Annotated in this window: 4 protein-coding genes; 3 read left to right on the forward strand and 1 reads right to left on the reverse strand. The window is 69.8% G+C overall.

Annotation, left to right across the window (positions count from 1 at the left end; translation table 11 throughout):
- Positions 1 to 131: 131 nt before the first annotated feature.
- Entirely contained in the window at positions 132 to 1,133 is a 1,002-nt protein-coding gene (gene argF / locus ACFRAR_RS32800) for an ornithine carbamoyltransferase (RefSeq protein WP_380702910.1), read from the forward strand.
- Positions 1,134 to 1,202: 69 nt separating this feature from the next.
- Here the strand turns inward: argF and ACFRAR_RS32805 are convergent, their stop codons facing one another.
- On the reverse strand, positions 1,203 to 1,736 hold the full coding sequence (locus ACFRAR_RS32805; protein WP_380702912.1) for a superoxide dismutase family protein: 534 nt from the start codon (positions 1,734 to 1,736) through the stop codon (positions 1,203 to 1,205).
- A gap of 380 nt (positions 1,737 to 2,116) precedes the next feature.
- Here ACFRAR_RS32805 and acnA point away from each other — a divergent pair, with 380 nt between their 5' ends.
- Complete coding sequence (gene acnA / locus ACFRAR_RS32810) at positions 2,117 to 4,762, forward strand: aconitate hydratase AcnA (protein ID WP_380702914.1); 2,646 nt, start codon at positions 2,117 to 2,119, stop codon at positions 4,760 to 4,762.
- A 177-nt stretch (positions 4,763 to 4,939) separates the two neighbouring features.
- Entirely contained in the window at positions 4,940 to 6,247 is a 1,308-nt protein-coding gene (locus tag ACFRAR_RS32815; protein ID WP_380702916.1) for a glycoside hydrolase family 18 protein, read from the forward strand.
- Positions 6,248 to 6,305: the final 58 nt, after the last annotated feature.

Genomic DNA, 6,305 nt, shown 5'->3' on the forward strand with positions numbered 1-6,305 from the left:
TGGCGCCGGACGGTATCGAACGAGGGGAGCCCCGGTCCGGGGTTCCCCTCACCCGCCCCGCCGCTGCATAGAAATTCTGGCCATCGTATATACTTGCCCTTTCTCTCGGTCCATCACCCCAGGAGCCCGGCATGGCCTTCAACCTCCGGAACAGACACTTCCTCAAGGAGCTCGACTTCACCCCCCAGGAGTTCCGCTTCCTGGTGGACCTCGCCGCCGGGCTCAAGGCAGCGAAGTACGCGGGCACCGAGCAGCCCCGGCTGCGGGGCAAGAACATCGCGCTGATCTTCGAGAAGACCTCCACCCGCACCCGCTGCGCCTTCGAGATCGCCGCCCACGACCAGGGCGCCAGCACCACCTACCTGGACCCGGCGGCCTCGCAGATCGGCCACAAGGAGTCCATCAAGGACACCGCCCGGGTGCTCGGCCGGATGTTCGACGGCATCGAGTACCGCGGCCACGGCCAGGAGATCGTCGAGGAGCTCGCCGAGTACTCGGGCGTGCCGGTCTGGAACGGCCTGACCGACGAGTGGCACCCGACCCAGATGCTGGCCGACGTGCTCACCATCACCGAGCACACCGCCAAGACGCTCCCCGAGGTCGCCCTCGCCTACCTCGGCGACGCCCGCTCCAACATGGGCAACTCGCTGCTGGTCACCGGCGCCCTGCTCGGCATGGACATCCGGATCGTCGCCCCGCGTGAGCTGTGGCCGGCCGAGGACGTGCGGAAGTCGGCCCAGGCCCTGGCCGAGACGACCGGCGCCCGGATCACCCTGACCGAGGACGTGGCCGAGGGCGTGGCCGGCGCCGACTTCCTCTACACCGACGTCTGGGTCTCGATGGGCGAGCCCAAGGAGGTCTGGGCCGAGCGGATCGAGCTGCTCAAGCCCTACCAGGTCTCGATGGACACCGTCCGGGCCACCGGCAACCCGGCCGTGAAGTTCCTGCACTGCCTGCCCGCCTTCCACGACCTGGGCACCGTGCTCGGGCGGCAGATGCACGAGGCGACCGGCATGTCCGAGCTGGAGTGCACCGACGAGCTGTTCGAGTCCTCGCACTCCATCGTGTTCGACCAGGCCGAGAACCGGCTGCACACCATCAAGGCGGTCCTGGTCGCCACCCTCGGCTCCTGACCGGCCCGACCGGCCCGACCGGCCCGACCGGCCCGACCGGCCCGACCGGCCCGACCGGCCCGACCGGCCTCAGCCGTCCAGCTTGACGCAGGCCACCCGGTCGCCCGCCGCGTGCGGTCCGGCCGGGGTGCCCGCGTGCAGCACCAGCGAGCGCGCCTCGCCGGGCCGGGGCTGCCAGTCCACCGCGGTGGTGGCGCTGCCCGCGCCCCGTCCGTCGGTGCGCAGCACCAGGCGCAGTTCGTTGCGCTCGTTGGCGTACGCCGGGTCGGTGGACGGCTGCACCGGGTCGACCCGGTCCTGGTAGTGCGGTCCGGAGGAGGCCGGGTCGGCCCCGCAGTCGCGGGTGTGCAGGTGTGCCGGGAACTCGTGGCCGGGGGCGAGCCCGGAGGCCGTCAGGGTGAGCACCGTCCGCCCGGGCACCGCGCGGTCGGTGACGATCCTGGCGTGCGAGCCGTACGGCACCAGGTCGCTCGCGTAGCTGATGGCGGTCGGCGGGACGAAGGCGGTGGCCGGGTCGAAGTCGGCCTCGACCACGGAGACCGGCGAGGCGGCGGGGGCGAGCAGGGCCAGCGGCAGCAGGGCGGCGGCGAGCGGAGCGGGCATCGGGGCGGGCCTTCCACGGGCGGGGGCGACGGTCCCCCTGCTAACGCGGCCGGAACCCCGAGGACACCGCCCCCTCGCCGACCGGCGGTTCCGGTGGTGAGCTTGTGGTGGTGCTGCTGACGGCAGCCGTGGTCGCGGTGGGCGCGGTCCGGTCGATCGGGCCGGAGCGCGAGCGGTGCGGCCCGGAGAAGATGTGAGTCAGGCCATGCACTATGGTTTATCTCGACATCGAGATAACTGCCCCTTACGCTATATCTCGACATCAAGATACTTGCCGAGAGGCGCTCACCGGCGATGCGGGAAAGGTAAGCCTAAGTAAGGCTGACCTTACCACCGCGTGGCGGCCGGATACCGCACGAAGCACCCAGAAGGAGTCAGTCGTGTCCGCGAACAGCTTCGACGCCCGCAGCTCGCTGCAGGTGGGCGACGAGTCGTACGAGATCTTCAAGCTCTCCGCCGTCGAGGGTTCCGAGCGGCTGCCGTACAGCCTCAAGGTGCTGCTGGAGAACCTGCTCCGCACGGAGGACGGCGCGAACATCACCGCCGACCACATCCGCGCCCTCGGCGACTGGGACGAGAACGCCCAGCCGAGCCAGGAGATCCAGTTCACCCCGGCTCGCGTGATCATGCAGGACTTCACCGGTGTGCCGTGCGTGGTCGACCTCGCCACCATGCGCGAGGCCGTCAAGGAGCTGGGCGGCGACCCGGCGAAGATCAACCCGCTGGCCCCGGCCGAGCTGGTCATCGACCACTCGGTCATCGCCGACAAGTTCGGCACCAAGGACGCGTTCACCCAGAACGTCGAGATCGAGTACGGCCGCAACAAGGAGCGCTACCAGTTCCTGCGCTGGGGCCAGACCGCGTTCGACGAGTTCAAGGTCGTCCCGCCGGGCACCGGCATCGTCCACCAGGTCAACATCGAGCACCTGGCCCGCACGGTCATGGTCCGGGGCGGCCAGGCCTACCCCGACACCTGCGTCGGCACCGACTCGCACACCACCATGGTCAACGGCCTGGGCGTGCTGGGCTGGGGCGTCGGCGGCATCGAGGCCGAGGCCGCGATGCTGGGCCAGCCGGTCTCCATGCTGATCCCGCGCGTGGTCGGCTTCAAGCTGACCGGCGAGCTGCCGGCCGGCACCACCGCCACCGACCTGGTGCTCACCATCACCGAGATGCTGCGCAAGCACGGTGTGGTCGGCAAGTTCGTCGAGTTCTACGGCGACGGCATCGGCTCCATCCCGCTGGCCAACCGCGCCACCATCGGCAACATGTCGCCGGAGTTCGGCTCGACCTGCGCGATCTTCCCGATCGACACCGAGACCATCAACTACCTGAAGCTCACCGGCCGTGACGAGCAGCAGCTCGCCCTGGTCGAGGCGTACGCCAAGGAGCAGGGTCTCTGGCACAACCCGTCGCACGAGCCGGTCTACTCCGAGTACCTGGAGCTGGACGTCTCCACCGTCGTCCCGTCGATCTCCGGCCCGAAGCGCCCGCAGGACCGCGTGGTCCTGGCCGAGGCCGCCGAGAAGTTCGCCGAGGCGCTGCCGACCTACTCCGCCGAGGCCTCGAAGCCGACCGCCGTCACCGCCCCCGACGGCTCGTCCTACGAGATCGACAACGGCGCGGTTGTGATCGCCTCGATCACCTCCTGCACCAACACCTCCAACCCCTCCGTCATGCTGGGCGCCGCCCTGCTGGCGAAGAAGGCCGTGGAGAAGGGCCTGCGCGTCAAGCCCTGGGTCAAGACCACCCTGGCGCCCGGCTCCAAGGTCGTCATGGACTACTACGAGAAGGCCGGCCTGCTCCCGTACATGGAGAAGCTGGGCTTCAACCTGGTCGGCTACGGCTGCGTCACCTGCATCGGCAACTCGGGCCCGCTGCCCGAGGAGGTCTCGGCCGCCGTCAACGAGTCCGACCTCGCGGTCGTCTCGGTGCTCTCCGGCAACCGCAACTTCGAGGGCCGGATCAACCCCGACGTCAAGATGAACTACCTGGCCTCCCCGCCGCTGGTGGTCGCCTACGCCCTCGCCGGCAACATGAACGTCGACATCACCAAGGACGCCCTGGGCCAGGACGCCGACGGCAACGACGTCTTCCTCGCCGACATCTGGCCGTCCGAGCAGGAGGTCGCCGACACCGTCGCCGGCTCCATCGACGAGGCCATGTTCGACAAGGGCTACCAGGACGTCTTCGCCGGTGACCACCGCTGGCAGTCGCTCCCGGTCCCGACCGGCAACACCTTCGAGTGGGACACCGAGTCCACCTACGTCCGCAAGCCCCCGTACTTCGAGGGCATGGCCAAGACCCCGAGCCCGGTGACCGACATCGCCGACGCCCGCGTCCTGGCCAAGCTGGGCGACTCGGTCACCACCGACCACATCTCCCCGGCCGGCAACATCAAGCCGGGCACCCCGGCGGCGCAGTACCTGACCGCCAACGGTGTCGAGAAGCGCGACTTCAACTCCTACGGTTCCCGTCGCGGCAACCACGAGGTGATGATCCGCGGCACCTTCGCCAACATCCGCCTGCGCAACCAGATCGCGCCGGGCACCGAGGGCGGCTACACCCGCGACTTCACCCAGGCCGATGCGCCGGTGTCGTTCATCTACGACGCCTCGCAGAACTACCAGGCCGCCGGCACCCCGCTGGTCGTCCTGGCCGGCAAGGAGTACGGCTCCGGCTCGTCCCGCGACTGGGCCGCCAAGGGCACCGCGCTGCTGGGCGTCAAGGCCGTCATCGCCGAGTCCTACGAGCGCATCCACCGCTCGAACCTGATCGGCATGGGCGTCCTGCCGCTGCAGTTCCCGGAGGGCGAGAACGCCGACTCCCTCGGCCTGACCGGCGAGGAGACCTTCTCCTTCACCGGCGTGACCGAGCTCAACGAGGGCCGCACCCCGAAGACCGTCAAGGTCAAGGCCGGTGACAAGGAGTTCGACGCGGTCGTCCGCATCGACACCCCCGGTGAGGCGGACTACTACCGCAACGGCGGCATCCTGCAGTACGTGCTGCGCTCGCTGATCGGCTGAACCAGGGCCACACCGGCGCACGGCGCCTAGAGGGGCCGGACCGCACCACGCGGTCCGGCCCCTTTTGCATGCTGCGCCGGTTGCGGTCGCCCTCTTGTGCGGTGAACGGTGGATGGACTAAACCTCTGTGCCATCTGGTCCAGACCATTTGACGCCGCTTCAGAGAACAGGTCCGGTATGCCCACTCGCGCCTCAGCCCTGCTCGCAGCCGCCACCGTTGCCGCGCTGCTCGCCGCTCCCGCCACCGCCCACGCCGACAACGGAGGGCACGGCCCGAAGCTGAAGGGCCAGCGGGTCGGTTACTTCACCCAGTGGGGGGCCCAGAGCTCCGCCAAGCGGGTCCAGGACTCCGGCCAGGCCGGCAAACTCACCGTCATCAACTACGCCTTCGGCAACGTGTCCGCCGAGGGCACCTGCTTCGAGAGCAACGAGCCCGGCCAGGGCGACGCCTACGACGACTACCAGCGCTCCTTCTCCGCCGCCCAGTCGGTGGACGGCGTGGCCGACGCCCCGGGGCAGCAGCTGAAGGGCCACTTCAACCAGCTGCGCAAGCTCAAGGCGAAGAACCCCCAGCTGCGCACGGTCATCTCGCTGGGCGGCTGGTCCTGGTCGAAGTACTTCTCCGACGCGGCCGCCACCGACGAGTCCCGCAAGAAGTTCGTCTCCTCCTGCATCGACCTCTACGTCAAGGGCAACGTGCCGGTCCTGCCCGGTTCCCCGGAGGGTGGCAAGGGCGCGGCCGCGGGCGTCTTCGACGGCATCGACATCGACTGGGAGTACCCGGGCGGCGGCGGGGACGACGGCAACGTGGTCCGCCCCGAGGACGGGCGCAACTTCACCCTGCTGATGGAGGAGTTCCGCACCCAGCTGGACGCGCTGAGCGGCAAGAAGGGCAAGCACTACCTGCTGACCGCCGCCGTCGCCGCCAACGAGAACGTCGCGGACCGGCTCGAACTGCCGCAACTGAGCGAGTCGGTGGACTGGCTGAACGTCATGACCTACGACCTGCACGGCCCGTGGGAGGGCAAGGGCCCGGCCAACCACCAGGCCCCGCTGTACTCCGACCCGACCGACCCGGACCCGCGCAAGCGCAGCACCGACTCGGCGGTCAACCACTACCAGGACCGCGGCATGCCCTCCGAGCAGCTCGTCGTCGGTGCCCCGCTGTACGGCCACGGCTGGACGGGCGTCGCCCCCGGCAAGCGCGGCGGCCTCTACCAGAGCGCCACCGCGGCCGCGCCCGACCACTCGTACCAGGAGATCAACAAGCTGCCGGGCAAGGTCTACCTGGACCGCGACCACGGCGCGTCCTGGAAGTACGACGGCACCACCTTCTACAGCTACGACACCGCCGACGTGCTCACCGAGAAGGCGCGGTACACGCGCTGGAACGACCTGGCCGGCGTGATGGTCTGGTCGCTGGACGGCGACGACGACCAGGGCAGCGCGCTCGCCGCGCTGGACCGCGGCCTGACCCGCGGCTGACCCGGGCCCCGCGACGCGAACGGCCGTGGGCCCCGCCCGCTCCCTGGCTTCCAGGAGC

Origin of the sequence: Kitasatospora sp. NPDC056651 (assembly GCF_042792155.1) — a bacterium.
GTDB lineage: Bacteria > Actinomycetota > Actinomycetes > Streptomycetales > Streptomycetaceae > Kitasatospora.

Coding starts and splice junctions, on each gene's coding strand:
- argF (WP_380702910.1), top strand. CDS start 132: ATGGCCTTCAACCTCCGGAACAGACACTTCCTCAAGGAGCTCGACTTC.
- ACFRAR_RS32805 (WP_380702912.1), bottom strand. CDS start 1,736: ATGCCCGCTCCGCTCGCCGCCGCCCTGCTGCCGCTGGCCCTGCTCGCC.
- ACFRAR_RS32815 (WP_380702916.1), top strand. CDS start 4,940: ATGCCCACTCGCGCCTCAGCCCTGCTCGCAGCCGCCACCGTTGCCGCG.